Here is a 24368-nt window from a genome sequence, read left to right as displayed (position 1 = left end):
CTGACGTCGAACTGTACGATCCACGTCCATGACAGCCTCGCGGCCATCGGTCGCGAGGCCTGGGACGCCTGCGCCGGCCTGACCGGCGATCCCTTCATCAGCTACGACTTCCTGCATGCCTGCGAGGCCTCCGACAGCGCCGCGCCGCGTCAGGGCTGGGCGCCGCGTCACCTGAGCCTGAGGGACGACCACGACGACGTGCTGGGCGTCATGCCCCTCTATCTGAAGGGCAACAGCCAGGGCGAATACGTCTTCGACCACTCATGGGCCGACGCCTATGAGCGGGCCGGCGGGCGCTACTATCCCAAGCTGCTGGGCGCCGTGCCCTTCACCCCCGCGACCGGGCCGCGCTTCCTGCATGCGCCGGGCACGGACGCCGCGACCGTGCGGCAGGCCCTGCTCCAGGGGGCGCTCGGCCTGACCGGCCAGACCGGGGTCTCGTCCCTGCACGTCAACTTCCCGACCGAGGCCGAGTGGCTGGCGATGGGGGAGATGGGGCTGCTGCTGCGGCAGGACATGCAGTTCATCTGGCGCAACGACGGCTACCAGACCTTCGACGACTTCCTCGCCGCCCTGTCGTCCAACCGGCGCAAGACCATCCGCCGCGAGCGCCGCGACGCCCGCGAGGGCCTCGACATCCGCGTCCTGACCGGGGCGGAGATCACCGGGGCCCACTGGGACGCCTTCTTCGCCTTCTACATGGACACGGGATCGAGGAAGTGGGGCCGGCCCTATCTGACGCGGGAGTTCTTCGCCCTGATCGGCCAGACCATGGCCGACAAGATCGCGCTGGTGATGGCGTTCAGAGGCGACACGCCGATCGCTGGGGCGCTCAACTTCATCGGCCGCGACGCCCTGTACGGCCGTCAGTGGGGCACGCTGGAGGATGTGCCCTTCCTCCACTTCGAGCTCTGCTACTACGCCGCCATCCAGTTCGCCATCGCGCGCGGCCTGTCGCGGGTCGAGGCGGGGGCGCAAGGGGACCACAAGATCGCGCGCGGCTATCTGCCCTCCCCGGTCTATTCAGCCCACTACATCGCCGACAAGGCGCTCAGGGTCCCGGTGGCCAGGTATCTGGATCAGGAACGGCCGGGCATGGCGGCGGAGATCGAGGCGATGACGCGGGAGCTGTCGCCTTACAAGAGCAGCTAGCCCTCCAGCGCGCGGAACCACCGGTCCACCAGCACCGCCTCGGCGCGGCGCAGCGCCGTCCGTTCGGCGTTGTCGGCGTCGACGCCCCACTGGCGCTCCTGATAGTCCTCGTCGAGGCGGCTGAGGTCGAAGGCGGCCTCGCCGGTAAGGGCGCCGCGCATCACGGCCAGACCCAGCACCGCCGAGCCCAGCAGGGGCACGGCGGTCGCCAGCGCCGTCAGGGCGAAGTCGTCGGCTTCCAGCGCCAGTTCCCGCACCCGGGCGATCGACGCCGGGTCCTGTTCGCGGTGGATGATCCCCTCGGTCGGGGTAAGGACAACGCCCAGTTCCGACGCCGCCCAGTCGCGCCAGGGCCCCCAGACCCTTGTCTGTTCGGCCACCAGCCCGCTGGGATGTTCGGCGAGGTAGCAGAGGGCGTCGGAGCCGGCGTAAGCGGCGATCTCATCCGCGACCGGCTCGCGGGTCTGGCTGACCCGGTCGATGGCGGTGGCGGCGAGGCGCGTGGCGGGCATGGTCCCCGGCTCGATGAACTCGCCCTGGGCGGCCCATTCGTCGGCGACCAGTCGGGCTGCCGCTTCGGTCGGCAGGACGAAGACGGCATGGGCCGGGGTCTTGGGCGCGCGGCCGTCCAGCACCAGCTTCCAGCCGCCGCCTTCAGCGACGACGTCGGCCGTCTTCCAGAAGCGCTTCAGCCGCTCCTCGGACTCGCGGAAGCCCTTGCGGGCGGCGACCATGGGGTCCAGCGGCGGGATATGGCTCATCGGGTGGTCTCGAGACGTTCGGCGGCGAAGGCGGTCAGATGGGCGTAGAGGTCGGCGAAGTCCACGGCGACGTGGCGCACGCCCGCCGCCCGCTGCTCCTCGACGGTGTGGAAGCCCCAGCCGACGCCGACGGCGGCGATCCCGGCATTGGCGGCCATGGTCGCGTCGTGGGCTGTGTCGCCGATCATGATGGCGGTCGAGGGCGCGCCCTCGCAGGCGGCCATCGAAGCCAGCAGCATGGCCGGGTCGGGCTTGCCGGGGCCGTCCTCGGCGCAGTGCGTCGAGGCGAACAGCTCGGCCCAGCCCGGGCGGCCCATGTTGCGGGCCACGCCGCGCCGGTTCTGACCGGTGGCCATCGACAGCCGCCAGCCCTCGGCCTTCAGCCGGTGCAGCAGGTCCATGGCGCCGTCGTAGAGCGGCTCCTCGTGGCCCGCCTCGAACATTCGGCGGAAACTGGCCTGGAAGGCCGCGACGAAGTCGGCCAGCTCTGCGTCGGTCAGGGACGGCTCCAGCGCCTGCATGGCGTCGGGCAGGCTCAGACCCACGATCTGGCGCACCCGGTCATAGGCGGGGTCGGGCAGGCCGAGCGCGCGCGACGCCTCGGTCGCCGCCTCGAAGATGGAGGCGCGGCTGTCCACGAGGGTGCCGTCGACGTCGAAGATGGCCAAGGGCTGGAGAAGGGGGGGCTGGAGAGCGGGGTGTGGGGTCATGCGGGTACGACGTCAAAGGCGATGGTCAGTCGGGGCTCGGTCCCGCCGAACGGCACGGTGCCGTGCCACATCCACGAGGGGAACAGAACCAGCCGGCCCGGCTCGGGCTTCTCATAATGGTCGGGCGGCAGGGGCTGAACCCCTTCGAAGGCGGGTGCCCCGAAGGCCAGCCAGCCCTCGCGGCCCTCACCCTCGACCGCCGACGGCAGTGCGATATGGCAGGCCGAGGACAGCCAGCCCTTCGAATGGAAGTGGGGCGTATGGAAGCCGCCGGGCCGCAGCCGCACGGACCAGCAGCCGGCCAGCCGATAGTCGCCGGTGTTGCGGCTGCGCAGCGGATCGCTGCCCTGCCCCAGCCGGGCCATATGTCGGCGGATGGGGCCGTCGATGGCGGTAAAGAAGGCGCGGATGGCCGGATCGTCGCTGTGGCGCAGGTCCACGCTGGTCTGGGTCCCGTGCCTCAGGCTCTGGCCCACCGGATGTTCGGTCAGGGCGTGCAGCGGGGCCAGGGCCGAAGCCAGATCGGCCAGATAGGCCTCCAGCGTCGGCCAGCCGGGCGGGGTGTCGATGGTCTGGCCGGCGACCAGCTCCGCATAGTCGTCGGCGGTCAGGGCGCGGGGATCGCCGGCCAGCCGCCAGGCCGTGTGGCGGAAGGCGATGGCCTGCTGATCCGTCGGCCGCTGCTCCAGCAGAGGGTCGAGGATGGCCAGGGCTGCGGCAGGCTCGTTGCGGGCCAGATGGATCTCGACCAGCTGCTGGATCGCCGCCGGGTCGTTCGGCGTCTGGGCCAGGGCGGCGCGGGCGTGGGCCAGGGCCTGGTCGCGGTCGAAGCCGAGGGCGGCGTGGGCCGCGGAACGCTGGATCAGGGCCGAGGCGGCGACGGGCGAGGCGATCAGGTCCCGGTGGATGGCCCGAGGCGCGGCGCCGGCGAAGCGGTCCAGCTTCGCGCGGGCGGCATAGAGGTCGGGGCGGTTGGGCGCGCGGTCGATGGCGGCGTTCAGCGAGGCCCGCGCCCGCCCGGCGTCGCCGGTCCGCATCCAGATCAGCTGGGACTGGTCGATCAGGGCGTCGAGATAGTCGGGCCGCCGCTTCAGCGTCTCGGCGAAGGCGGCCTCGGCCTCGTCATGGCGGTCCTGCCCCTGCAGGGCGCGGGCGAGGACCAGCCAGGTCTCGGGCGCATCGCCACCCAAAGCGAAGGCGCGGCGGGCGGCGGCCTCGGCCTCCGCGGCGCGACCCATGTCGCCCAGCCGGGCCGCGACATTGTGCTGATGGGCGGCGACGCCGGGTTCGGCCTCGGCCTGGGCGATGCGGATGGCCAGGGCCTCCTCGTGACGCTCGGCGGCGACCAGCAGCTGGGCCAGCATGTTGCGATGAGCAGGGACCTGATCGGCGGGGGCGGCCTGCAGCAGGGCGATGGCCGCCGGCACGTCGCCCGCCACCGCGAGGTCGCGCGCACGCGCGGCGCGGTCCGGTGCTGACAGGCCTCCCCCGATCTGGGCGTCGCTCATCGGATGCGCTTCACCCCTTCGAACGGGTCGTAGTCGCCCTCGCTCTCCTCGAAGCCGAAATGCTGGAAGCCGGCGCGCAGCTCGGGGCTGATCGGCGCCTCGACGATCAGCTTGCCGCCGGACGGATGGTCCAGCTCGATGCGGCGGGCGTGGAGCTGCAGCTTCAGCGGTCCCGACAGTTCGTTGGAGCGCTCGTCGCCGTACTTCGGATCGCCCAGGATCGGATGGCCGATGCCCTTCATATGGGCGCGCAGCTGGTGGGTCCGGCCGGTGAAGGGGCGCAGGGCCATCCACGAGGCGCGCTGACCCGCGTGGCTGATCAGGGCGAAGGCCGTCTCGGCCGGCTCGGCGCCGTTCTCCTTGCGGTCGGCCGGGCGCATGATCTCGAAGTCGTTGATGCCCGACTTCTTGAGCGGCATGTCGATCTGGCCCGCCGAGGGCTTGGGCATGCCCAGGACGATAGCCCAGTAGGTCTTTTTGGCCTGCCGCCGGGCGAAGGCGCCGGCCAGACGCTTGGCCGCCTCCGGTCCCTTGCCGAGCAGCAGGACGCCCGAGGTGTCGCGGTCCAGACGGTGGACCAGACGCGGCCGGTCCATCCCCTCGCCCCAGGCCGACAGCAGCCGGTCGACGTGGCGCGTGGTCTTGGTGCCGCCCTGCACCGCGAGGCCGTGCGGCTTGTTCAGGGCGATGACGAGGTCGTCCTCATAGATGACCAAGGACTTCGCGAAGGCGATGTCGGCGGGCGTCAGCGGCATATGCTCCCCAGGCGCGCGGACGATGGGCTCGGGGATCGGGGGCACGCGCACGGCGGCGCCGGCGGTCAGGCGGCCTTCGGGCTTGATGCGGGCGCCGTCGACGCGGATCTGCCCCCCGCGGGCCATCTTCTGCACCTGGATGTTGGACAGATGGGGCCAGCGCCGGCGGAACCAGCGGTCCAGCCGGATGCCGTCCTCGGCCTCGGCGACATAGTGGATCTGGGCCTCGCCGGTGCCGACGGGGCCTTTGGGTGCGGGCGCGGCGGAGGCGTCGTCGCTGGGGTCGTAGGTCATGCGGCGGCTCCGAAGGCGCGACGGGCGATCATCAGGCCCAGGAAGACGGCGGCGATGGCGCAGACCACCGACACGGCGACATAGGCGGCGGCGAGACCGAGCTGGCGGCGCTCGATCAGCAGGGCCGTCTCCAGCGAGAAGGCCGAGAAGGTGGTGAAGCCGCCTAGCACGCCCACGGCGGCGAAGACGCGCACGCTCTCTTGGCTCGCCCCGCCGCGCGCGGCCAGCCAGCCGACGACAAGGCCCATGACGAGGCCGCCGACGAGATTGACGGTCAGTGTGCCGTAAGGCCAGGCCGCGCCGGGGAAGAGTCGTCCCGCGGCCAGTCCGACGCCGTAGCGCGCCACGGAGCCGAGCGCTCCGCCGATGGCGACGAGAAGGAAGCGTGTCATGATGCGGGGCTTATACCCTGACCGGCCCGCTTGCGAAGGGCCGATGGCCGCGAAGCCTCTGTCTGTCTGAACGAAACGTCACTTGCTAACCGTACCGGTTAACGGTGATAGCTGGGCGGCGGGCAGTTCGCGCCGCGAGAGAACGTCGTCCAACGAGGCCGCGATCTCTGCCACGATGTCAGGCTGACTGAGGGGACCGGATTGGCCATGTCGAACGACCACCCGCAAGGACCGAACGGCCCAGGAACGGGCGGCGATCCCTATCCGCCGTCGCCGTTCGAGCTGGAGCCTGTGACGGCCCATCCGCCGGTGAACGAGCCGACGCGCGTGGCGGACCCCCAGGGCTATATCCAGCCGACGGACGCGCCGCCTCCGGGCGCCGCGGTGAACCCGGATCGCCCCGTGCCCCAGGCCACGCCCGACCATCCGAGCACCCTGCGCGCCGCCGACGGCATCATGCGCCCGATCCAGGACGCGGAGGTCTTCTCCAGCGACCCGGCGACGATCATGGCGGTGTCGTCCCACATCAACGCCTACTTCAACCAGCCGCTGGACATCTTCCCCTTCTGGGAGACGGAGGGGAAGCCGGACCGGTTCCACGTCCTGTTCGCCCGCCAGATCGAGGAGCGGTTCCCGGTCGACGAGGACCTGCGCTCGCACATCCACGCCTATGGCCGCCGCGTCTTCCGGGCCCTGTGCGTCCACGTCGGCACCAAGCGGCTGTGCCAGCTGCTGGCCCTGATCGGCTTCGCCCTGCTGGCGACGCTGGGCCCGACCTGGTTCAGCCAGTGGACGGGCTCGCTGATCTCCGGCGCGGCCATCGCCGCGGGCGCCATGCTGGTCGCCGTCGGCCTCTGGTTCGGCGTCCAGCAGGTGCTGTTCATCCAGTACCGGTTCCGGCTCGAGAACGACTCCTACGAGCTGTCGCGCGAGATCGTGCAGCGGACGCGGGAGCTGCAGAATTTGTTCACCTCCGCCCGCGCCATGGCCGACCAGGCCGAGACCCAGTACCAGATGGACGGCAAGGGCTGGGGGCGTCGGTCCCACTATCTGACGCGTCTGACCATGTGGCTGGCCGCGCGAATGGAGTACCTCGAGAAGTACGTCCAGATGGAGCTGTGGCGGGTGCGGCGCGAGCGCTACTGGATGCGCTGGTTCGCCCGGTTCGTGACGCCGCTGGTCTTCATCCTGTGGCTCGCCGTCTTCCTGTTCGAGCCCGCGCCCGTCGAGGCCGGCTGGTTCCGGGGCCTGCAGGTCCTGGCCATCCTGCTGGGCGGCGCGGTCAGCACCCTGTCCTACTTCCTGTGGGCCACGCCGACGGCGGCGATCCAGGGCAAGCTGGGCGTCGAGGGCTGGGTCCGCTACGCCTCGCTGGACGTCGACGACGCCGTCGCCGATCAGGTCCGCCGCGACAAGGAACGGCTGGTCGAGTACCGGGCGCTGACGCGGGGGCGGTAGGTGTACGTTGTCAGTCAGATCACCGCCGCAATCGGGCTCGTCCTGCTGCTGACGGCCGGTGCGACCTTCGTCGTCATGAGCGTACGCAGCGCCCGCCGCTTCCCGGCCCAGCCCGTCCTGCAAGTGCGAGGGGCATGGGTCATGTTTGCGTGTCTGGTCGCCGGCTCGCTCCTGATGTCCGCGTCGAACTGGCTGAAGCCCGGTTGACGCCTCAGCCCGGGCGCAGCGAGCGCTGGATCTCGCGGGCGTCATAGGCCTCCGGGCGGTCGGGGCGCTGGCCCCGGCCGAGGCGGACCTCCAGCGTGGTCGAGGTCGGGGACGGACCGCTGAAGTTCAGGCCGACGCCGACACTGCTCCCGGACGTGCGCCAACCGCCGTAGTTGGACGAGCCGAAGCCGACGCCGACCGTGGGTCGAACGCCGCCCGCGCTGTCGGGGCGGCCGTCGATGTAGCGCTGGGTCACCTCGAACCAGTCATAGCCCTGATCGGTGGTCAGCTGGGCGGCGCGCAGCAGGGCGCGGTCGGCGACCGGGCCGGGGGCGCCGACGCCGTTGTAGGTGACGCGGTAGCGGTCGCTCTCGATCCGCTGTTCCGCGAAGCCCTGCCCGCCCGGGCCGCGCTGGGGGCCGTAGGGGGCGAGGCTGGCGCAGGCCGCGAGGGCCGCGGTCGAGGCCACGAGGGCGATGGTGATCAGGCGCTTCATGAGCGGGTCTCCCTTTGAAGGGAGAGCGTCACCGCAACCGGATCGTTCCCGCAAGCCCTTAGGAAGGCAGGCCTTTGGCGACACCCATTGCCTCGGCGAGGGCGCGGAAGTCCTCGGGCGGCGGGGCCGAGATCGTCATGCGGCCGCCCTCGGGGTGGGGGAAGTCCAGCGAGACGGCATGGAGCATCAGGCGCGGCGCGGCCCGGCCCGCCGCCGTCAGGGCCCCGCCGTACTTGACGTCGCCGATCAGGGGCCGGCCGATGGAGGCCATATGGACCCGCAGCTGGTGCATGCGGCCGGTGAAGGGCTCCAGTTCCACCAAGGCGCCGTCCTCGGACGAGGCCAGGGTGCGGTAGCGGCTCTGGGAGGCCTGGGCGCCGGGGGTCTCGAGGTCGGCGACCTTCATCCAGCTCTCGCGCCCGACCTCGACCCGCAGCAGGGGCGTCTCGATGCGGCCGGACGGCGGCTGGGGCGGCTCGGAGACCAGGGCCAGATAGGTCTTGGTCAGCTTGCGGGCCTGGATGGCCTTGCCGAGGAAGCCGGCGGCCGGCTTGGTCTTCGCCGACAGGATGACGCCGGAGGTGTCGCGGTCCAGCCGGTGGACCAGCTCGGGCCGCTTGCCGTTCGACCGGGCGAAGGCCCAGAGCAGGTCGTCCAGGGTGTGGGCGTGCTTCACCCCGCCCTGGCTGGTCAGGCCGCCGGGCTTGTTGATGGCGATGACATGGGCGTCCTCATGGATGACCCAGGACCGCACGGCGGCGGTCTCCTCAGGCGTCAGGACGGGGGGCGGGCGGGTTCTCACCCCCGGTCCCTAGCCGATGACGAGGGCGGCGTCAGCCCGTGACGGGGCCGACGCCGATCTAAAAGGAATATATATTCCTTGATATCGGGCACTTAGGGCCGGAAGTTCAGACGCCGTGACTGATGAACCCTGACCTCGCCTGCACTCGGAAAAACAGAGTGCAAAAGTGCAAAGCCTTTTCTTTCAGACACTTGGCCCAAGAAATTTTGCACTCTCAGGGTGCGATGGATTTCAGCGCAGGACACCCTTCTTCGCCATGGTCCAGGCGTACCAGAGGAAGAAGAGGCAGCCGGCGAAGATGACGCCGTGCATGATCTCCATCCCGTGGGCGGCCGTCTTGTCCGGCGAAATGAAGTAGCCGTAGACGAGGCTCATCAGGAAGCCGAGCAGCGACACGGCGAAGGCGTGGACGGCGAAGCGGCTGCGGAACAGCAGCAGCCCCGTGCCGATCAGCGCGCCCCAGGTGCCGGCGAACCAGACGACATACATCCAGGCCGGATAGGCGTGCATGGCCGCGATCTGGGCCTCGGTCATCCTGTTCATGCGGTACCAGGCGTCGCCCTGGATCATGCTCATGGCGAAGTCGGTCGCCCCGAAGCCGTTCCAGAACAGGCCCAGCACGCCCACAAGCCACAGATGCCACGGTGTTTTTCTGGCTTCAGCCATTGTCTTCCTCCCCAGGATTTGCGGCCAGCCTGACAGCAAGCGGGGATGGCGACAATGAACAGCGATCACTCAGGGGTGCGATCTTTCGTCATCCTCCGGCGCTCCGCAGGAGCGACCGGGGGACCCGGCGGCGCCGAAGGCGATCTGTTCAACCGCGAGGTCGGAAGGTGGGTGTGCGTGACAGGTTCGCGCTCCCGCGCGCCGCTGGGTCCCCCGGTCTGCGCGGCTGCGCCGCTTGCCGCAGGATGACGAAAGAAAGGAAGAGAGAGCTAGACCTTCCACGGCGGATCGAGGCGGTTGTCGCCCGCGACATAGAGGCAGAGCCGATGGCCGTCGGGGTCGCGCAGCCAGGCCTCGCGCCACAGCCAGCTCTGGTCGACGGGACCGCTGTCGAAGGCGACGCCCGCCGCCTGAAGCGCCCCGAAGCGGGCGTCGAGGTCGGGACATTCGAAATAGATCCCGGGCCCGTTCGGCGTGACCGCCTCGGCCCGATGGATGGAGAAGGTCGCCCTGCCCTCATCGTCTTCGGGACAGGCGAACCGCGCATAGTGGTCGGCGGAGACGATCAAGGTCAGGCCGAGCCGCTGGTAGAAGGCGCGGCTGCGCGGGATATCCGCGACCTCGACGGTGACGTGGTTGAGGTTCATTTCCGGGTTCTACGCGGATGATGGCGGAAAGCTGACTGTCTGAGCGTCAGCTAAGGGTGGGAAGCGGATGTTGGCCGCGCCAATGAGCAACCTTATCGCACCCTCTAGCCCCTTCTTCTCAAGATTCGGGTAACATTGTTCTTGACTAACTTTCCGTTGTCATAGCTCTCTTGAACGACCTTGGAGGGTGCGATGAATCGACTCGTGATTGTGGCTGCTGTCGTTGCAACAGGCGTACTCAGCGCATGCGACACCATCCCCAAATACGGAAGCCGAAGTCTGATCTCACTTGCCGATCAGCAACACCAAACCATTGGCTCGCTTTTCGTTTGGTCGAACGACGTCAACGCCGGGATGATCACGAGGAACGGCGAAGTCTGCATGCAGAGGGCCATGACGACGCGGACATCGAGTTTTGGGGGAAGTGCATCCGCGCCATCGTCGCTTATCGACCTTTCGAAAGCCGCTCGTACCGCGGCCGACAAGGGAGACGAGGCAGCAGCCATTCAACTCGCGGCAGCCTATCGAGAAGCTGCCGCATCGCTTTCGACGACTACAGAGCGAACGGCATTTCTCGATATAGGCATGTTCTATATATGCCAGCTTGAGGCCAACGGTGCGATAAGCCAGTCTCAAGCCGCGTTGCTCACTCAACAGCTCATCCGCGATACAGCAACCATGGTTCCAGTGACGGGAAGCCTAGTGGCATCGACAAGCCCTACTCTGCCATCCATCACAGCATCGGGTGGGACGGTTCGTGACGAGGAGCCGAGCCCGAAGCCCACAGGCACTGCAGCAACGGGCATCGTCACATCACCACCACCGCCACCGCCACCGCCACCGCCAGTGGATTAAACCAGCGCTGAAGCGTGTAGCGAGACATAGCGGCGTCCTCATTGACCAAGGATGGGGCGCCCATACAAATTGCCTAAATGTCCGCAATGGGTCGAGACCCGACAATCGCACCTTTCCGGATAGCGGACGCTCCGCATGACCGTCAGGGATGAAAGGCGGACCTTCCCTTCTGTCTCCTCCCCGGTCGCCGCTGGGGACGCCGTCGAGGTGGCTCCGAAACTCTTCGGCGAGGAGACGGAGCAGGCGAGGAAGCGGTGAAGGTAAGGGAATTCTGCGGTCGATGCGGTGTCGCCCCCTCCGTCACGGCGCTGAAGGAGCGCCGCGCCACCTCCCCATCGGCTCCGCCGACAGGGAGGAGACCGTCTCAATGTCCGTAACGCTCGAGCCCGGCGGGATCAACTTCACTCCCCCCGCCCCTCCGCCTGTATCCGCGCCCGCATCGCGGCCCAGCGCTCCAGTCTCGCCTTGATCTTCTCTTCGTGCCCCTCGCCTTTCGGCTTGTAAAAGGTGCGGCGTTCCATCTCGTCGGGGAAGAAGTTGGCGCCGGAGAAACCTTCCTCGGTGTCGGGGTCGTACTGGTAGCCCTTGCCGTAGCCGAGTTGCTTCATGAGCTTGGTCGGGGCGTTGCGGATGTGGGCGGGGGGCATGAGGGAGCCGGTCTCGGCGGCGGCGCGCTTGGCCGCCTTGAAGGCCTCATAGACGCCGACCGACTTGGGCGCGGTCGAGAGGTGGACCACCGCCTGGGCGAGAGCCAGTTCACCCTCGGGGCTGCCGAGAAAGTCGTAGGTGTCCTTGGCGGCATTGGCGACCATGATGGACAGGGGGTCGGCCTCGCCGATGTCCTCGACCGCCATGCGGACGATACGGCGGGCCAGATAGAGGGGGTCCTCGCCGCCGTTCAGCATCCGCGCCAGCCAGTAGAGGGCGGCGTCGGGGTCGGAGCCGCGCACCGACTTATGCAGGGCGGAGATGAGGTTGTAGTGCTCCTCGCGGCTCTTGTCGTAGGCCGGGGCGCGGCGCTGGAGGATGGCGGCCAGACCCTGGACGTCGAGGGGAGTCTCTTCCGGCAGGGCGAACAGCACCTCGGTCATGGTCAGGAGGTAGCGGCCGTCGCCGTCGGCCAGGGCCAGGAGGGCGTGGCGCGCCTCGGGCGTCAGGGGCAGGGCCTTGTCCTCATGCGCCTCGGCCCGGACCAGAAGCTGGTCGAGGGCGGCGTCGTCCAGCCGCTTGAGCACATAGACCTGGGAGCGGGACAGCAGGGCTCCGTTCAGCTCGAACGAGGGGTTCTCGGTCGTGGCGCCGACGAGGGTGACGACCCCCTCCTCCACGAAGGGCAGGAAGCCGTCCTGCTGGGCGCGGTTGAAACGGTGGATCTCGTCGACGAACAGAAGCGTCGACTGGCCGGCGAGGCGACGCATCTTCGCCTGTTCGAACGCCTTCTTCAGGTCGGCGACGCCGGAGAAGACGGCCGAGATCTGCTGGAACTCGTACCCCGCCGCCTTCGCCAGCAGGCGGGCGATGGTGGTCTTGCCGGTGCCGGGCGGCCCCCAGAGGATCATGGAGCCCAAACGGCCCGCCTCGATCATCCGGCGGATAGGCCCGCCCTCGCCCAGCAGATGGTCCTGACCCACGACCTCATCGAGGGTGCGGGGGCGCAGGCGGTCGGCGAGGGGCGCATCAGGCGGCAGGACGCCGGAGGCTTCGAACAGGTCGGACATGGCGCCTATGTAGGCGTTTCGACTGTCGTTTTCACGCGTTAGAGTGGGGACAAGCCACCGGAGACTTCCCATGGACCAGACCAAGGCGCCGCCCCCGCTCACGGGGGTCACCCCCTATCTGAGCATCGCCTCGCGCGGCGGGATGGCGGCGGTGGACTTCTATGCCCGCGCCTTCGGGGCGGTGGAGGTCCGGCGGATGGTGGCCGAGGACGGCGAGCGGCTGGTTCACTCCCACCTGCAGATCAACGGCGGCAGCGTGATGCTGTCGGACGAGTTTCCGGAGATGGGCGGAGAGGTCGATGTGGTCCCGGCCTCGGTGACCATCCACCTGCAGGTCGATGACGCCGACGAATGGTGGAACCGGGCGGTGGTCGCGGGGGCCGTGCCGATCTTCCCGCTGTCGGACCAGTTCTGGGGCGATCGCTATGGGCAGGTGAAGGACCCGTTCGGCCATACCTGGTCGATCGGATCGCCGATCAAGGCTTAGGTCAGCGGGCGGCCGTTTCGGTCGCCAGACGCTGGTCGAGAATGCCGCGCGCCCGCGCGCCATAGGTCTTGCAGGCATTGGGGTCGATGAAGGGGTTAGGCGTCGCGTTCGCCACCCGGCCCGCCAGCTTTTCGATACCCCCAGAATTGTTGGGATGGGCCGAGATCAGGATGTCGCAGTCCAGCCCCTCGACCCTCGCGATCGAGGCGCGCAGGGCCTGCGTCGCCTCGGGATGGCCAGCATAGGTGAAGGGCGTGGCAGCGACGGCGTTGAGGCTCGAGGCGAAGACGACGCTGTGGCAGACGCCGGCCTCGCACGACGACCAGGTCCAGCTGGCGCTGCCGGGCGTGTGGCCAGGCGTATGGACGGCGGTGACGGTCACGTCGCCGAGGGTCAGGGTCTGGCCGTCGCCGAGAGGGCGCGCGGTCGGGATGGCGGGGAAGGCCTCGATATGGGCCGCCTGCGGGTCGGCTTCCAGCACCTTGCCGGCGCGCAGGGCCTCGGCGCCCGCCGGGGCGGCAATCACCGTCGCGCCGCTGTCGCGGGCCAGGGCGGCGATCCCGCCCGAATGGTCAAAATGGGCCTCGGTGTTCAGGATGTAGCGGACATCCTGGATGCGGAAGCCGAGGCGGGCGATATTGGCCTCGATGTCGCCGACGGCCTGGGGCACGGCGCCGTCGATCAGGATCAGGCCCTGCCCCGTGTCGATCAGGGCAATACTGAGCCCCTGCGTGCCGACGAAATACGTATTGCCGAAGATCTTCACCGGGGTCTGGGGGACCAGCCAGTCGGGGTTGGCCTTCAGGGGCCGGGTCAGGGGATCGTCGGCAGGTGCGGGGGCCGGTACGGGGCGGCGGCGGATTGGGCCGCGGCCGGTTCGGCTCCGCTGCAGCCGATCGTGGCGAGGGCGGCGGCGAGCGTCAGGACGCCGGAGGCGAGACGGCTCAACGGATCACGCCGGTGATGCGCTGGCCGTTGCGTTCGATGGTCAGCTGGGTGGGGCCAGTGATGGCCTGGACGTCGGCGACGGAGTTGATGGCGTCGCCGTTGACGGCGCGCAGGAAGTCGCCGCGCCGGATCCCGCGATTGCGAACGCCTTCGCCATAGCCGGTGACGATGACGCCCTTGAGGAAGGGATCGCCGCCGAGACTGTCGGCGAGGGCCGGGGTCAGGGCCGCGACCTTCAGCCCGGCCAGCGGGCCTCGGGCGATCAGCGTGCCCTGATCGGCGCCGGCCTCGCCCGGGAGGGCCGAGACACGGGCGTTGACCGTCATCGGGCGGCCGTCGCGCAGCAGGCCGACGGAGACGGTGTCGTTGGGATTGTGGGTGCCGACGCGGAAGTTCAGCCCGCCCTGGTCGTTGACCTCCTGACCGGCGACGGAGGTGATCACATCGCCCTCCTGGATGCCGGCGCGGTCGCCGGGGCCGGACGACCAGACCTGGGTGACGACGAGGCCCACGGGCCGGTCCATGCCGAGACTGCGGGCGATGTCGGCCGAGACGCCCTCGCCCTTCACCCCCAGCCAGGGGCGGACGACGCTGGTGGCGCCGCCGACGGCGCTGGCGATGACCCGCTTCACCATTGAGGCCGGGATGGCGAAGCCGACGCCGGACGAGGAGCCCGAGCGCGAGAAGATGGCGGTGTTGATGCCGATCACCTCTCCGTCCATGTCGACCAGAGGCCCGCCGGAGTTGCCCGGATTGATGGCCGCGTCGGTCTGGATGAAGGAGCCGGAATCCGAGATGCCGGTCTCGGTGCGGTTCAGGGCCGAAATGATGCCGTTGGTCACCGTCTGGCCGACGCCGAAGGGGTTGCCGATGGCCAGGACCAGATCGCCGACCTGCTGTTCCTCGCGGTCGTCGATGGGAAGCGTCGGCAGCTGTTCGGTGACGCCCTCGAGCTGGAGCACCGCAACGTCGGCGCGCTCGTCGGCGAGGAGGACGTGGGCGGGGTATTCGCGGCGGTCGTTGAGGACAACGCGGATCTGTTGCGCCCCCTCGATGACGTGGTTGTTGGTGACCACGATGCCGTCGGCGCGGACGATGACGCCGGAGCCGGCCGACTCAGCCATGCGCTGGGCCGGCATGCCGCGGAACATCTGGAAGAAGGGATCGACCTGCTGGACCGAGCGGGCCGAGATATTGACCACCGCCGGGGCGGCGCGGCGCACCACGGGGGCGAAGCCGGCCTTCATCGACAGGGCGTCGGCGGGCACGGCGCGGGCGTTGGGCTCGGCGAAGACCCCATCCTGGGCCTGAACGGCGCCGGCGACGCCGAGGGACAGGACGGCGGCGAGGGCGAGAGAGGAAGATTTCATCAAGGCTTTCCGGGCAGGCGTCATCTGCGGCATTTCTCTCCGCCTTTTCGGCGGGATGATGGCGGTCAAGGTTCGACCCCTCAAGCGTCAGACCTCGGCGGTCTGTTCCGCGCGTTCGGCCTTGCGGGCCACGATCCAGCCGATGATCGCCGCCGCCAGCAGCACCGCCCCGCCGATGTAGAAGGCCGCGCCCGGCAGGGAGACGACCGTCATCGAATAGACCCAGCCGAAGAAGATCGGCGAGACGACGCCGGCGATGGAGCCGACGCTGGAGTTGGCGCCCTGGAGCTGCCCCTGTTCGCTCTCGGACACGCGGGCGGTCATCAGGGCCTGAAGCGTCGGCATGGCCAGGCCCCACAGGGCGTTGGGCAGCATGGCGGCGACGAACAGCCAGCCGGTCGGCGCCCAGCCCATGAGGGCGAGGCCGACGGCGCCCGCGGTCAGGCCGAAGATGAGGGCGGCGCGGTCGCCGATCTTCTTCACGATCCAGCCGGTCAGCAGACCCTGGACCAGCATGTCCATCGCGCCCACCAGGGCCAGCAGGAAGCCGACCTCGCGCGGACCCCAGCCGTAGCGGTAGGCGGCGTAGAGCACGAACACGGCCGAGAAGACGTGGTGGGCGAAGTAGAGCAGGAAGTTGACGATCGACAGGCCCGAAAGCTCCGGATGGCGCAGCAGCAGGACCATGGCCCCGACCGGGTTGGCGCGACGCCAGCTGAACTTCATCCGCTTCTCGGGCGCGAGGCTCTCGGGCAGGACGATCAGGCCATAGAGGAAGGCGACGCCCGACATGCAGGCGGCGGCCCAGAAGGGCACACGCGGTCCGAACTCGCCGAGGAAGCCGCCCAGAACGGGGCCGAGCACGAAGCCGCCGGAGAAGGCCGCCCCGACCAGACCATAGGCGCGGGCGCGTTTCTCGGGCGGTGTGACATCGGCCATATAGGCGAAGATGGTGGTGAAGCTGGACGAGGTGACGCCGGCGATCATCCGCCCGAGCGCCAGCCACCAGAGGTTCGGCGCCACGGCCATCAGCACATAGTCGCAGGCCAGGCCGATGCAGCTGAGCAGGATGACCGGGCGGCGGCCGTACTGGTCCGAGATGGAGCCGATCACCGGCGAGGCCAGGAACTGCATCCCGGCCCACAGGGCGACGAAGATCCCGTTGATGATCCCGGCCTGGGCGTTGGAGCCGACGAACTGCTCGATCAGGGTCGGCAGGACCGGAATGATGATCCCCATGGCCACCACGTCGAGGACGGCGGTCACGAAGATGAAGCCGATGGCGGCCTGATGGGAGCGGGCGAAGAGTGTCATTGCGCCCGGGGTTTAGCCGGGGATCGTAACGCCGTCACGTCAGCTTGCTGAACCGGCCCGCCTTCCACGCCATCCAGAGCACGCCCGCCCCCACCAAAGCTCCGACGAACAGGGCCGGGAGCGAGGCCTCGGGGCCGAAAGCGCCGCCGGTCAGGTATTCGGCAACGCCCGGACGGGCTGTGCTGCGGGCGATGGAGGGGCCGAAGTCCGTGCCCGAAACGGCGGCTCCGAACAGATAGCCCTGGGTGAAGTTCCAGGCCGCGTGGACGCCGACGGAGACCCACAGTCGTCCGGTCAGGGCGTAGAAGGCCGCCAGCATGATCCCCGCCTCGACCGCGATGCAGACGGCCGCGAACATCGAGGCGTTGGGATTGCCGAGATGGCCGCCGCCGAACAGGACCGCCGAGGCGGCGAAGGCGATCCACGGCCCGAAGGCGCGCCAGACCAGACGCAGGATGACGGCGCGCAGCAGCAGCTCTTCCAGCACGCCCGACTCGATCGCGCTGCCAACGGACTTCCATGCCGGGGCCGGGCCGGTGACGACGATGTCGTAGAAGCCGAAGACCGACATGATCCCCATGACCGCGGCGAACATCAGGGCGCCGATCACCAACCCGCAGAACAGGCCCGGCAGCGCCGCCTTGAGCGCCAGTTCGGCCGGCGCCCTCGCCTCTCCAAACCAGACCAGTCCGGTGTAGACGCCGAGCGCGATGACCGCGCAGACCAGATTGGAGGCGACGTCGATCGGCCCGCTGTCGGGCAGGAAATGGTCTAGCGTCGAATAGGGCACGCCGAACGACAGGACGCAGAGGAAGCCGACCAGCACCATCCAGCCGAGCGCGCGCAGCCAGCGCAGCATGCCCGGATGCAGGACGCGGCGATCCCCCAGCGCGACCGGCGCGCCCCAGCTTTCGAATGCCATGATCGTAGTCCCCCGTTACAGATCGCCATCAGAGACGGCGGCGTTCGCGAAGGCAAGTTACGCTATTGCAATGCCTTACCGCTGTCGGCCAGGCGGCCGTCGCCGGGCGGGACCGGGATGCCCAGCAGCCGGCCCAGCAGGGGCTGGACATCGACACTGTCGAGGTTTCGGAGCGTGCGGCCGTGGGCGACCCCCGGGCCGTGGGCGATGAACAGAGCGGCCATCTCGGGCGCCTGGTTGTCATAGCCGTGGGCGCCGCCGGCCCGGCGCAGGGGCCGGGCGCGGGTCGCGAACACCCAGCCGACCTCGGCCGAGCAGACAATGGGCGGGACGCGCGGGTTAGAGCCCAGAACGAAGCGGGCCGGGATGTCGGCCTTCCTCCAGCATTCGAGATGCGGATGACGCCCTACCAAGGCGGCCTCCGCCTCGGCTTCGCGGCCTTCGACCGGCTGCAGATAGGGAACGGCGCTGCCGTAGAGGACGGTGACCGCCGCCGGGTCGATGAAGTCGTCGAGATAGACCACCCGGTCCGGCGAGGTCGCGGCCATGCCGTGGTCGGCGACGACGACCAGCACGGTGTTGTCGTAGAGCCCCCTCGCCTTCAGCCCCTCGATCAGCCGGGCGATGGAGGCGTCGACGCTCGCGGCGGCCGTCATGGTCTCGGGCGCGTCCGGGCCGTTGTCGTGACCGGCCGTGTCGACCAGGTCAAAATAGAGGGTCCCGAGGTCGGGCCGGGGCGTGTCGTCCAGCCAGGCCAGCAGCTGATCGACGCGCTGGTCGCCGGTCACCTCCTTGTCGAAGGGGCGGTAGTAGTGCGGACGCAGGCCGTGGTTCTCGCTCTCGGAGCCCGGCCAGAACATGGTGGCGGCGGTCAGACCCGCCTTCTGCGCCGAGATCCAGATCGGCTCGGCCTGATCCCACCAGCCCTCTTCGGTGCGGGCCATGGTGAACCTGCCCATTCCCGGGTCGATGAAGCTGTTGCCGACGATGCCGTGGTGGTCGGGGTGCAGGCCGGTGACCAGGGTGTAGTGGTTGGGGAAGGTCAGGCTGGGGAAGGACGGACGCATCGGGCCGGTGGCGCCGTCGGCGGCCAGGGCGCTGAGGGTCGGGGTCGCACCGCGGGTCAGATAGTCGTACCGGAAGCCGTCGATGGAGATCAGGATCACCAGAGGCCGGGGCGTTTCCGCGCGTCCGGCGTCGACCGGCGAGATCGAGGCGCAGCCGGCCAGGACGAGGGTGACGGTGACCGAAAGGGCGGCGATCAGGCGGGCTAACATCGAGCGAATCCTGCTGGCGTATCGTGGCGTCTACATTGCCTAAGCTTAATGCGCGACAGGGTCACGACGGCTTGCCGGACAGTGTTCTACAGGCCAAGGTTGAGCCATGACCTCGGTGATCGAAACCCGCTCCCTGACCAAGACCTATGGCACGGTCCGCGCCCTCGACGGGCTGTCGCTGGAGATCCCCAGGGGCGGGGTCTATGGCGTGCTGGGCCCGAACGGGGCCGGCAAATCGACCCTGTTCCGCATCCTTCTGGGCCTGATCCGGCCGACGGAAGGCCAGGCCATCGTCATGGGCGGGCCCATTGGCGATGTGAAGGCCTCGCGCCGCATGGGCTCGATGATCGAGACGCCGCGCTTCCCCCCCTTCATGACCGCGCGTCAGGTGCTGGTCTGGCTGTCGACGGCCCACGGGCTCAAGGCCGACAGCAACCGGGTGGATACCTGGCTGGACCGCGTCGGCCTGACCGGCGCCGCCGACCGCAAGGTGCGCGGCTTCTCGGTCGGGATGCTGCAGCGGCTGGGCGTGGCCATCGCCCTGATCACCGAACCCGAACTGATCATTCTGGATGAACCGACCAGCGGCATGGATCCGCCCGGGATCCAGGAGATGCGCGCCCTGATCCGGTCGCTGTCGGACCACGAAGGCATCACCGTGGTCCTGGCCAGCCACCAGCTGCTGGAGGTCCAGCGCGTCTGTGACCGGGTGGCCATCATGAACAAGGGCAGGCTGGTGCGCGAAGGCTCGGTCAGCGAGCTGACGACGAGCGGCGAGCGGCTGCGCCTGTCGGTCAAGCCGTCCGAAAAAGTGCTTCAGGTGCTGGGCGCCAAGGGCTCCAAGGAGGGCGACGCCGTTATCGCCGCCATCCCGCGCGCCGAGGGTCCGGCCCTGCTCAAGGCCCTGATTGAACAGGGCGTGGAGATCGACGAGGCCCGCTGGGTCGGCGCCGATCTGGAAAGCGTCTTCATGACCGAAACCGGCTCCGTCCAGATCCCCGAGGCGATCCAATGAGCATGTTGGCCGACTCCGTCTTCTCGGAAGCCTATCGCTTCACCCGCAACCGCATGACGGTGTTCTGGAGCGTGCTGTTCGTCCCGCTCCTGTTCATTGTGGGGGGCGTCGCCTACCACATCATCACCAAGGGCAAGGCCGCGGAGATGGCCTCCAAGCTCAATCTCCCGGCGACCATGGGCCATGAACCCGTCAATCTGGGCGAGGCCCTGACGATGGGCGCCGGAATGGGCGCCAACGGGGCGATTCTGGTCTTCATGCTGATCGGGGCCGCCACCCTCTATGCCGGCGACTATCGCTGGGAAACCTGGCGACTGATCAGCGCCCGCAACAGCCGCACCAACCTGGTCCTCGGCAAGGTGGCGGTGCTCAAGCTGCTGGCCCTGGCCGCCATGCTGGCCTTCCTGATCGCCTGTATCGTGTTCAGCCTGGCCCAGGCCGTGGTGTTCGAGCGGCCGCTGGGCTTCACCTTCGACGGCGGCGACGCCGGACGGTTCGTGCTGCTGTGGCTGCTGTCCTGGGTGCGGATCGTCCAGTACGCCATGCTGGCCCTGCTGACGGCCACCGTCACCCGCTCCCTGCTGGCCGCCCTGTTCGTGCCCTTCGTGGTCGGCTTCGCCCAGTCCCTGCTGGGCGGTCCCGGCTTGGCCCTTCTTGGCTGGTCGCCCCAGGACTGGGTGGCGCAGCTGCTGCTGCCCGGCCTGGCCTTCGAGACCATCAAGGCGGCCATCGAGCCTCAAGGCCCCGGAGCCGGCGTAGCGCCCGACGGCCTGCTGCTGAAAGCCTTCATCAGCCTGGCCCTCTGGACCCTCGCCCCCCTGATCGGCGCCATCGCCTGGTTCCAGCGGCAGGATCTGTCGAAGGAGTAGGGATCAGTCCGCAGCCGGGCCCCGGTGCGAGGGCGGCGGCGGGCTGGCCGCCCCCTCCGCCGCCAGCCAGTCGCGGAAGGCGTCGACAGCCACGTCCTTGCGGCCTGCCGGGCGAAGGAAGACGAACTGCGAAGGTCGCTCCGCGAAGCCGAAGGGCGCGACCAGCCGGCCGGCCATGACGTCCGGGGTGACGAAGGCCCAGGGGGCGATAGCGACGCCCATGCCCGAGGCGGCGGCCTCGATCATCGAATGATTGTGGGCGAACTCCCGCGTGAGGGTCGCGGGCGGCAGGGCGACGCCGGTCAGCTCGCTCCACACCCGCCAGCTTTCCGGGAAGGTGGTGGCATACAGGCGCGGCAGGCGGGCGAAGGCCTCGGGCGACAGCCGCTCGATGCCCGGGGCGCCGACCGGGCCCTGATACTGGATCAGGAAGGGGGTGGCCTCGGCCCGGCCCGCGGTCTGGCCGAGGTTGAGGATGCGGACGGCGCCGTCGAAGCGGTCGCGGGCGAAGTCGACGGCCGCCCAGCTCTCCGACAGCTTCACCCGGATGTCGGGATGCGCCTCGAGGAAGGTTGGCAGGCGCGGGATCAGCCATTTCAAGGCGAAGGTGCCGAGGCAGGAGATCTCGATCTCGCGATGGCTTCCGGCCCGGGCCGTATCCACCGCGTCGTCGATGGCGGCGAAGGCGGGCGACAGGCTGCGGGCCAGGGCCTCGCCGGCCGGGGTCAGGACCAGGCGATGACGCGGGCCGGAGACGAGGGTGACGCCGAGACTGTCCTGAAGCGTCCTCACCTGCCGGCTGACGGCGCCGTGGGTGACGCAGAGTTCGGCGGCGGCCGGGGTCATGCCGCCATGCCGCGCGAAGGCCTCGAAGGCGCGCAGGGCGTTGAGCGGCGGTGGGGCCCGGCGCGTGAAGGATGGGCGTGACATGTGATCTCAGCTCACAGGAATGAGCCGGTTTAATCGATTTTCGGCCCGGCGCAATTCGGGTTGAAGCTGATCGATGCCCCTCTTCGACAGAAACACCCCGCCCCTTCGCAGAACCCTTTGGGACAAGATTCTCTACGGTCTGTGCGCCATCCTGATCTGGGCCGCCGCCCTGGGACAGATCCTCACAGCGTGAAGCGCTCAAGCAGTGAGCCATGCCGCCCCAACCCGGCGCTCAAGCAGCGAGCGCCCGCGGCGTGAGCGTTAGCGCACTTCCAAAAAGCAAAAGGGCGGCCCGATCGCTCGGGCCGCCCTTTCGGCAGATCAGCCGTGAGGCTGGATCCTATTCCTCGTCGCCTTCGACGGCGTAGACCGGACCGGAGTCCAGGCCCTTGGCGTCGACGTCGCGGTCGACGAACTCGATGACGGCCATCGGGGCGTTGTCGCCGTGGCGGAAGCCGGCCTTCATGATGCGGATATAGCCGCCGTTACGTTCGGCGTAGCGCGGGCCGATCGTTTCGAACAGCTTGCCGACCTGGGTCACGTCGCGGACGTGGCTGATGGCCTGACGGCGAGCGTGCAGGTCGCCCTTCTTGCCGAGCGTGACCAGCTTCTCGACGAAGGGGCGGAGCTCCTTGGCCTTCGGCAGGGTGGTCGTGATCTGCTCGTGCTTGATCAGCGAGGCAGCCATGTTGGCGAACATCGCGGTCCGGTGGGCGCTCGTACGGCCGAGCTTGCGGTGGGCGGCGCCGTGGCGCATCGGGGTCTCTCCTACTCCGGCGACGGTATCCCTACTGAGGACCGGCCGCCGTATCATTCATAACCGCCCCGTCAGTCCCGTACTCGGGATTGGGCGGAGGGTTAAAACTAGATCTGGTCGTCGAACTTCTTGGCCAGGTCTTCGATGTTTTCCGGGGGCCAGTTCGGCACGTCCATGCCGAGCGACAGACCCATGGAGGTGAGCACTTCCTTGATCTCGTTCAGCGACTTGCGGCCGAAGTTCGGGGTGCGAAGCATTTCGCCCTCGGTCTTCTGGATCAGGTCGCCGATGTAGACGATGTTGTCGTTCTTCAGGCAGTTGGCCGAACGGACCGACAGTTCCAGCTCGTCCACCTTCTTGAGGAGGGCCGGGTTGAAGGGCAGGTCGGGCTTGCCGTCCGTGGCCTCAACAGCCTTCTTCGGCTCGTCGAAGGTGATGAAGATCTGCAGCTGGTCTTGCAGGATGCGCGAGGCGTAGGCCACCGCGTCAACCGGCGAGACGGCGCCGTTGGTTTCGACTTCCAGCACCAGCTTGTCATAGTCCAGCGACTGGCCCTGACGGGTCGGCTCGACGCGATAGGCGACGCGCTTGACCGGCGAGTAGAGGGCGTCGACGGCGATCAGGCCGATCGGGGCGTCTTCCGGACGGTTGAACTCCGAAGCGACATAGCCCTTGCCGTTCTGGACGGTCAGTTCCATGCGGATCGAAGCGCCGTCATCCAGGGTGCAGATGACGTGGTTCGGGTTTAGCACCTCGATGTCCGCGGGGACGTCGATCTGGCCGGCGGTGACGACGCCCGGACCGGTGGCCTTCAGCGTCATGCGCTTCGGACCCTCGGCGTGCATGCGCAGCGCCAGTTGCTTGATGTTCAGAACGATGTCGACCACGTCCTCGCGCACGCCTTCCAGCGACGAGAATTCGTGAACGACGCCGTCGATCTGGATGGCGGTGACAGCGGCGCCTTGCAGCGACGACAGCAGGACGCGACGCAGCGCGTTGCCGAGGGTCACGCCGAAACCGCGCTCGAGGGGCTCGGCGACCAGGCGCGCCTTGCGCTGGGCGTCGGAGCCGAGTTCGATCTGCGGCTTCTCGGGACGGATCAGCTCTTGCCAGTTACGTTCGATCATAGGTGTCCCTAACGAATGTCGCCGGTTCCTCTCACCTCGTCAGGGAGGCGGAACCGGCGGAGAATGGGGTCGGCGGCGGAAGTGTTCGCTTAGACGCGGCGGCGCTTGGGCGGACGGCAACCGTTGTGCGGCATCGGGGTGACGTCGCGGATGGTGGTGATGGTCAGGCCCACCGACTGCAGGGCGCGGAGCGCGGACTCACGGCCGGAACCCGGACCCGAGACGTTGACTTCCAGCGTCTTGACGCCGTGTTCCTGGGCCTTCTTGCCCGCGTCTTCAGCAGCCATCTGGGCGGCGTAGGGGGTCGACTTACGCGAACCCTTGAAGCCCATGTGACCCGCCGACGACCACGAGATCGCGTTGCCTTGGGCATCGGTGATCGTGATCATGGTGTTGTTGAACGAAGCATTCACGTGGGCGACGCCCGAGGTGATGTTCTTGCGCTCGCGCTTCTTTACGCGACCCGGTTCCTTGGCCATCTGTCAGCTCTTACTTCTTCTTGCCGGCGATCGGCTTGGCGGGACCCTTGCGGGTGCGGGCGTTGGTGTGGGTGCGCTGGCCGCGGACCGGCAGGCCCTTGCGGTGACGCAGGCCGCGGTAGCAGGCCAGGTCCATCAGACGCTTGATGTTCATCGAGGTCTCGCGACGCAGGTCGCCCTCGACGGTGTAGTCGCGGTCGATGGTCTCACGGATCTGCAGGACTTCGGCGTCCGTCAGCTGGTTCACGCGACGAGCGGGCTCGAGGCCCACCTTGGCGGTGATGTCCTTGGCGGCGGCCGGGCCGATGCCGTGAATATACTGCAGCGCGATTTCCACGCGCTTGTTGGTCGGAATATTGACGCCAGCGATACGGGCCACGAAGCTCTCCAGATACGCGTGATCGGACGCAACAAACGCTCCGGTCAACAGACCAGGAGCGTGGCGCCCTTCG

Annotated in this window: 28 protein-coding genes; 7 read left to right on the top strand and 21 right to left on the bottom strand. The window is 68.7% G+C overall.

All coding sequences use genetic code 11. The features are described 5' to 3' along the window. Positions 1-1152 (top strand): GNAT family N-acetyltransferase, encoded by a 1152-nt coding sequence (locus IFJ75_RS02210; RefSeq protein WP_207932428.1) that lies wholly within the window; start codon positions 1-3, stop codon positions 1150-1152. On the opposite strand, the gene IFJ75_RS02205 is transcribed toward IFJ75_RS02210, so the two are convergent. From IFJ75_RS02205 to crcB, 5 genes are read right to left on the bottom strand one after another with little or no spacing between them, the layout of a single operon-like run. Next, positions 1149-1913 carry an ATP12 family chaperone protein gene (locus IFJ75_RS02205; protein WP_207870944.1) on the bottom strand — a complete coding sequence of 255 codons (765 nt, stop codon included), beginning with the start codon at positions 1911-1913 and terminating at the stop codon, positions 1149-1151. The two genes, IFJ75_RS02210 and IFJ75_RS02205, sit on opposite strands and share 4 nt — an antisense overlap. Next, positions 1910-2623, bottom strand: coding sequence for an HAD-IA family hydrolase (locus IFJ75_RS02200; RefSeq protein ID WP_207870943.1), 714 nt, complete (start codon positions 2621-2623; stop codon positions 1910-1912). Before IFJ75_RS02200 ends, IFJ75_RS02205 begins: the two co-directional genes overlap by 4 nt. Beyond that, positions 2620-4131, bottom strand: a complete 1512-nt coding sequence (locus tag IFJ75_RS02195) for a 2OG-Fe(II) oxygenase family protein (protein WP_207870942.1) — start codon at positions 4129-4131, stop codon at positions 2620-2622. The genes IFJ75_RS02200 and IFJ75_RS02195 overlap by 4 nt, the downstream gene beginning before the upstream one ends. Further along, positions 4128-5180 carry an RluA family pseudouridine synthase gene (locus IFJ75_RS02190; RefSeq protein ID WP_207870941.1) on the bottom strand — a complete coding sequence of 351 codons (1053 nt, stop codon included), beginning with the start codon at positions 5178-5180 and terminating at the stop codon, positions 4128-4130. Before IFJ75_RS02190 ends, IFJ75_RS02195 begins: the two co-directional genes overlap by 4 nt. Further along, positions 5177-5572 (bottom strand): fluoride efflux transporter CrcB, encoded by a 396-nt coding sequence (gene crcB, locus IFJ75_RS02185; protein ID WP_207870940.1) that lies wholly within the window; start codon positions 5570-5572, stop codon positions 5177-5179. The genes IFJ75_RS02190 and crcB overlap by 4 nt, the downstream gene beginning before the upstream one ends. A gap of 207 nt (positions 5573-5779) precedes the next feature. Here crcB and IFJ75_RS02180 point away from each other — a divergent pair, with 207 nt between their 5' ends. Together IFJ75_RS02180 and IFJ75_RS02175 are read left to right on the top strand one after the other, a co-directional pair. Next, positions 5780-7030, top strand: a complete 1251-nt coding sequence (locus tag IFJ75_RS02180) for a hypothetical protein (protein WP_207870939.1) — start codon at positions 5780-5782, stop codon at positions 7028-7030. Then, positions 7031-7237: a hypothetical protein gene (locus tag IFJ75_RS02175; RefSeq protein ID WP_207870938.1), complete on the top strand. Its 207-nt coding sequence runs from the start codon at positions 7031-7033 to the stop codon at positions 7235-7237. A gap of 4 nt (positions 7238-7241) precedes the next feature. On the opposite strand, the gene IFJ75_RS02170 is transcribed toward IFJ75_RS02175, so the two are convergent. The 4 genes from IFJ75_RS02170 to IFJ75_RS02155 form a co-directional block, all read right to left on the bottom strand. Continuing rightward, positions 7242-7733: a CC0125/CC1285 family lipoprotein gene (locus IFJ75_RS02170; protein WP_207870937.1), complete on the bottom strand. Its 492-nt coding sequence runs from the start codon at positions 7731-7733 to the stop codon at positions 7242-7244. Positions 7734-7791: 58 nt separating this feature from the next. Then, complete coding sequence (locus tag IFJ75_RS02165) at positions 7792-8535, bottom strand: RluA family pseudouridine synthase (RefSeq protein WP_207870936.1); 744 nt, start codon at positions 8533-8535, stop codon at positions 7792-7794. 231 nt (positions 8536-8766) lie between these two features. Next, positions 8767-9201 (bottom strand): hypothetical protein, encoded by a 435-nt coding sequence (locus IFJ75_RS02160; protein ID WP_207870935.1) that lies wholly within the window; start codon positions 9199-9201, stop codon positions 8767-8769. Between the two features lie 269 nt (positions 9202-9470). Further along, positions 9471-9848, bottom strand: coding sequence for a VOC family protein (locus IFJ75_RS02155; RefSeq protein ID WP_207870934.1), 378 nt, complete (start codon positions 9846-9848; stop codon positions 9471-9473). A 192-nt stretch (positions 9849-10040) separates the two neighbouring features. Here IFJ75_RS02155 and IFJ75_RS02150 point away from each other — a divergent pair, with 192 nt between their 5' ends. Next, positions 10041-10703, top strand: coding sequence for a hypothetical protein (locus IFJ75_RS02150; RefSeq protein ID WP_207870933.1), 663 nt, complete (start codon positions 10041-10043; stop codon positions 10701-10703). Positions 10704-11104: 401 nt separating this feature from the next. Here the strand turns inward: IFJ75_RS02150 and IFJ75_RS02145 are convergent, their stop codons facing one another. After that, positions 11105-12421 (bottom strand): replication-associated recombination protein A, encoded by a 1317-nt coding sequence (locus IFJ75_RS02145; RefSeq protein WP_207870932.1) that lies wholly within the window; start codon positions 12419-12421, stop codon positions 11105-11107. Between the two features lie 70 nt (positions 12422-12491). Here IFJ75_RS02145 and IFJ75_RS02140 point away from each other — a divergent pair, with 70 nt between their 5' ends. Further along, positions 12492-12908, top strand: coding sequence for a VOC family protein (locus tag IFJ75_RS02140; protein ID WP_207870931.1), 417 nt, complete (start codon positions 12492-12494; stop codon positions 12906-12908). A 1-nt stretch (position 12909) separates the two neighbouring features. Here IFJ75_RS02140 and bla read toward each other — a convergent pair whose 3' ends face one another. From bla to IFJ75_RS02115, 6 genes are all read right to left on the bottom strand, one after another. Then, positions 12910-13674, bottom strand: a complete 765-nt coding sequence (gene bla, locus IFJ75_RS02135) for a subclass B3 metallo-beta-lactamase (protein WP_207870930.1) — start codon at positions 13672-13674, stop codon at positions 12910-12912. Between the two features lie 47 nt (positions 13675-13721). Further along, a complete protein-coding gene (locus IFJ75_RS19890; protein WP_263973009.1) occupies positions 13722-13856 on the bottom strand; it encodes a hypothetical protein in 135 nt (44 codons plus the stop codon). Continuing rightward, positions 13853-15226, bottom strand: a complete 1374-nt coding sequence (locus IFJ75_RS02130; protein WP_207870929.1) for a trypsin-like peptidase domain-containing protein — start codon at positions 15224-15226, stop codon at positions 13853-13855. The genes IFJ75_RS19890 and IFJ75_RS02130 overlap by 4 nt, the downstream gene beginning before the upstream one ends. Positions 15227-15313: 87 nt before the next feature. Continuing rightward, on the bottom strand, positions 15314-16540 hold the full coding sequence (locus IFJ75_RS02125; protein WP_207870928.1) for a TCR/Tet family MFS transporter: 1227 nt from the start codon (positions 16538-16540) through the stop codon (positions 15314-15316). Between the two features lie 34 nt (positions 16541-16574). Beyond that, complete coding sequence (locus tag IFJ75_RS02120; protein ID WP_207870927.1) at positions 16575-17462, bottom strand: CPBP family intramembrane glutamic endopeptidase; 888 nt, start codon at positions 17460-17462, stop codon at positions 16575-16577. A 62-nt stretch (positions 17463-17524) separates the two neighbouring features. Then, positions 17525-18739, bottom strand: a complete 1215-nt coding sequence (locus IFJ75_RS02115; RefSeq protein WP_207870926.1) for an alkaline phosphatase family protein — start codon at positions 18737-18739, stop codon at positions 17525-17527. A gap of 106 nt (positions 18740-18845) precedes the next feature. Here IFJ75_RS02115 and IFJ75_RS02110 point away from each other — a divergent pair, with 106 nt between their 5' ends. Both IFJ75_RS02110 and IFJ75_RS02105 read left to right on the top strand, forming a co-directional pair. Continuing rightward, entirely contained in the window at positions 18846-19754 is a 909-nt protein-coding gene (locus IFJ75_RS02110; RefSeq protein WP_207870925.1) for an ABC transporter ATP-binding protein, read from the top strand. Between the two features lie 2 nt (positions 19755-19756). After that, positions 19757-20623, top strand: a complete 867-nt coding sequence (locus tag IFJ75_RS02105) for a hypothetical protein (RefSeq protein ID WP_207870924.1) — start codon at positions 19757-19759, stop codon at positions 20621-20623. A 3-nt stretch (positions 20624-20626) separates the two neighbouring features. On the opposite strand, the gene IFJ75_RS02100 is transcribed toward IFJ75_RS02105, so the two are convergent. From IFJ75_RS02100 to rpsM, 5 genes are all read right to left on the bottom strand, one after another. Then, positions 20627-21553 carry a LysR substrate-binding domain-containing protein gene (locus tag IFJ75_RS02100; RefSeq protein ID WP_207870923.1) on the bottom strand — a complete coding sequence of 309 codons (927 nt, stop codon included), beginning with the start codon at positions 21551-21553 and terminating at the stop codon, positions 20627-20629. Positions 21554-21893: 340 nt separating this feature from the next. Then, positions 21894-22310 carry a 50S ribosomal protein L17 gene (rplQ, locus tag IFJ75_RS02095; RefSeq protein ID WP_207870922.1) on the bottom strand — a complete coding sequence of 139 codons (417 nt, stop codon included), beginning with the start codon at positions 22308-22310 and terminating at the stop codon, positions 21894-21896. Between the two features lie 107 nt (positions 22311-22417). Then, positions 22418-23437 carry a DNA-directed RNA polymerase subunit alpha gene (locus tag IFJ75_RS02090; RefSeq protein WP_207870921.1) on the bottom strand — a complete coding sequence of 340 codons (1020 nt, stop codon included), beginning with the start codon at positions 23435-23437 and terminating at the stop codon, positions 22418-22420. Positions 23438-23526: 89 nt separating this feature from the next. Next, positions 23527-23916, bottom strand: coding sequence for a 30S ribosomal protein S11 (gene rpsK, locus IFJ75_RS02085; protein ID WP_013268944.1), 390 nt, complete (start codon positions 23914-23916; stop codon positions 23527-23529). Between the two features lie 10 nt (positions 23917-23926). After that, entirely contained in the window at positions 23927-24295 is a 369-nt protein-coding gene (gene rpsM, locus IFJ75_RS02080; protein WP_207870920.1) for a 30S ribosomal protein S13, read from the bottom strand. Positions 24296-24368 lie beyond the last annotated feature (73 nt).

Source organism: Brevundimonas goettingensis (assembly GCF_017487405.1).
GTDB lineage: Bacteria > Pseudomonadota > Alphaproteobacteria > Caulobacterales > Caulobacteraceae > Brevundimonas > Brevundimonas goettingensis.
This window is presented reverse-complemented; position numbering and strand designations above follow the sequence as displayed.

What these genes read in the sequence shown, in the direction of transcription:
- IFJ75_RS02205 (WP_207870944.1), bottom strand. Translation starts at nt 1,913, where the DNA reads ATGAGCCATATCCCGCCGCTGGACCCCATGGTCGCCGCCCGCAAGGGC.
- IFJ75_RS02200 (WP_207870943.1), bottom strand. Translation starts at nt 2,623, where the DNA reads ATGACCCCACACCCCGCTCTCCAGCCCCCCCTTCTCCAGCCCTTGGCC.
- IFJ75_RS02195 (WP_207870942.1), bottom strand. Translation starts at nt 4,131, where the DNA reads ATGAGCGACGCCCAGATCGGGGGAGGCCTGTCAGCACCGGACCGCGCC.
- IFJ75_RS02190 (WP_207870941.1), bottom strand. Translation starts at nt 5,180, where the DNA reads ATGACCTACGACCCCAGCGACGACGCCTCCGCCGCGCCCGCACCCAAA.
- crcB (WP_207870940.1), bottom strand. Translation starts at nt 5,572, where the DNA reads ATGACACGCTTCCTTCTCGTCGCCATCGGCGGAGCGCTCGGCTCCGTG.
- IFJ75_RS02180 (WP_207870939.1), top strand. Translation starts at nt 5,780, where the DNA reads ATGTCGAACGACCACCCGCAAGGACCGAACGGCCCAGGAACGGGCGGC.
- IFJ75_RS02170 (WP_207870937.1), bottom strand. Translation starts at nt 7,733, where the DNA reads ATGAAGCGCCTGATCACCATCGCCCTCGTGGCCTCGACCGCGGCCCTC.
- IFJ75_RS02160 (WP_207870935.1), bottom strand. Translation starts at nt 9,201, where the DNA reads ATGGCTGAAGCCAGAAAAACACCGTGGCATCTGTGGCTTGTGGGCGTG.
- IFJ75_RS02155 (WP_207870934.1), bottom strand. Translation starts at nt 9,848, where the DNA reads ATGAACCTCAACCACGTCACCGTCGAGGTCGCGGATATCCCGCGCAGC.
- IFJ75_RS02150 (WP_207870933.1), top strand. Translation starts at nt 10,041, where the DNA reads ATGAATCGACTCGTGATTGTGGCTGCTGTCGTTGCAACAGGCGTACTC.
- IFJ75_RS02145 (WP_207870932.1), bottom strand. Translation starts at nt 12,421, where the DNA reads ATGTCCGACCTGTTCGAAGCCTCCGGCGTCCTGCCGCCTGATGCGCCC.
- IFJ75_RS02140 (WP_207870931.1), top strand. Translation starts at nt 12,492, where the DNA reads ATGGACCAGACCAAGGCGCCGCCCCCGCTCACGGGGGTCACCCCCTAT.
- IFJ75_RS02130 (WP_207870929.1), bottom strand. Translation starts at nt 15,226, where the DNA reads ATGAAATCTTCCTCTCTCGCCCTCGCCGCCGTCCTGTCCCTCGGCGTC.
- IFJ75_RS02125 (WP_207870928.1), bottom strand. Translation starts at nt 16,540, where the DNA reads ATGACACTCTTCGCCCGCTCCCATCAGGCCGCCATCGGCTTCATCTTC.
- IFJ75_RS02120 (WP_207870927.1), bottom strand. Translation starts at nt 17,462, where the DNA reads ATGGCATTCGAAAGCTGGGGCGCGCCGGTCGCGCTGGGGGATCGCCGC.
- IFJ75_RS02115 (WP_207870926.1), bottom strand. Translation starts at nt 18,739, where the DNA reads ATGTTAGCCCGCCTGATCGCCGCCCTTTCGGTCACCGTCACCCTCGTC.
- IFJ75_RS02110 (WP_207870925.1), top strand. Translation starts at nt 18,846, where the DNA reads ATGACCTCGGTGATCGAAACCCGCTCCCTGACCAAGACCTATGGCACG.
- IFJ75_RS02105 (WP_207870924.1), top strand. Translation starts at nt 19,757, where the DNA reads ATGTTGGCCGACTCCGTCTTCTCGGAAGCCTATCGCTTCACCCGCAAC.
- IFJ75_RS02100 (WP_207870923.1), bottom strand. Translation starts at nt 21,553, where the DNA reads ATGTCACGCCCATCCTTCACGCGCCGGGCCCCACCGCCGCTCAACGCC.
- rplQ (WP_207870922.1), bottom strand. Translation starts at nt 22,310, where the DNA reads ATGCGCCACGGCGCCGCCCACCGCAAGCTCGGCCGTACGAGCGCCCAC.
- IFJ75_RS02090 (WP_207870921.1), bottom strand. Translation starts at nt 23,437, where the DNA reads ATGATCGAACGTAACTGGCAAGAGCTGATCCGTCCCGAGAAGCCGCAG.
- rpsK (WP_013268944.1), bottom strand. Translation starts at nt 23,916, where the DNA reads ATGGCCAAGGAACCGGGTCGCGTAAAGAAGCGCGAGCGCAAGAACATC.